Here is a 1,105-nt window from a genome sequence, read left to right as displayed (position 1 = left end):
GGGCCGTAGGGCCGGCCGGTGGCGGGTTGCTTACACGCTTACATGCAAGCATGTTTGCGCTTCGCTATTAATGCAGCGCTTCAATGCCTCGGCGGCGAATGACGTTCAACAAGGCCAGCGCCGGCCCCTTTGCCTGCGCCGCGCCGCGCTCAAGCTGCGACACATAGCCGGGAGTNTTCGGTCGGCAGGGTCTGCTCTCCAAGGTGCCGCGCCGTGATCTTCTCATAAGTCGCCTCGTCCATGATCCCGAGGCGGCGCTGCGCGCCAGCCATTTCCGCGATTTCGCGGGAAAGACGGCTAGGCTTCGTCGTCGTCATGCTCGATCTCCTTCAAATCTCCGTCCTCAATAGCTTGCCCGACCAGCTCGGCCGATGTGGCAAGCCAATTCGCGCCGATCGTGCGCAGGGCTTCCAACTCGTCCGCGTCGATGTTGTCTCGTTCGTTCTTGGCGAACGCATACAGAAATACCGCGCGGCCAGCAGACCGATAGGCGACAATCATCCGAAAGCCGCCAGAGCGTCCCTGACCGGGTCGCGCCACGCGCTGCTTGATGAGGCCGCCGCCAAGATCGGCGTCGATTGTGCCACGCTCGGCCCGTTCAATCGCCTCGCCCAAGCTGGCATCAGCAATCCGTTGCCTGCGAGCGAACCGCACAACGCCTTTGGTCAGGAAAATACGCACGGCACCCCGATATAGCACAGAAAACTATAGTTCATATTGCGATAGTTTCAATCCCCGTCCTCTCGAATGACCGGAAAATTGTATTTCACGAAAAGCAGGTTCAGCGCCTCGGCAACAAGCCGCTCCTGCGGAATCCGCTTGCCCTGTGTGTCGCGCGTGCGAAAGCTGATCTCTTCCAGCGTTTCCCAATAGGCAGGCGGCAGGTAATGCGTTTTGGCCGTCTTGTTGGCCCGCGACGGGGCGACGTAGCTCCCAGCCGCCTGACCGCTGCGAGGGCGGCGCTTCGGCTCTGGCGTCATTTCTGTAGTTTCCGTGGCTGCCGCCGCTGCGGCCGGCTGCTTTGCGGTCTTGATAGCGCTCGCCAAGAGAGAAGGCTTGCGGCTCATGCTTTCATCCTTTCATGATTTCCTGCAATCATGCTTGC

At 60.6% G+C, this 1,105-nt stretch carries 2 protein-coding genes; both read right to left on the bottom strand.

Features of this window, described 5'->3' with window-relative positions:
- Nucleotides 1-297: 297 nt before the first annotated feature.
- Nucleotides 298-681, bottom strand: a complete 384-nt coding sequence (locus PZ895_RS10855; protein WP_275839035.1) for a type II toxin-antitoxin system RelE/ParE family toxin — start codon at nt 679-681, stop codon at nt 298-300.
- A 47-nt stretch (nt 682-728) separates the two neighbouring features.
- A complete protein-coding gene (locus PZ895_RS10850) occupies nt 729-1,067 on the bottom strand; it encodes a chromosome partitioning protein ParB (protein ID WP_275839034.1) in 339 nt (112 codons plus the stop codon).
- Nucleotides 1,068-1,105: the final 38 nt, after the last annotated feature.

It is taken from the genome of Mesorhizobium sp. YIM 152430, assembly GCF_029210365.1.
GTDB lineage: Bacteria > Pseudomonadota > Alphaproteobacteria > Rhizobiales > Rhizobiaceae > Aliihoeflea.
The sequence above is the reverse complement of the archived record's forward strand: the minus strand, read 5'-3'. Positions and strand labels throughout refer to the sequence as shown.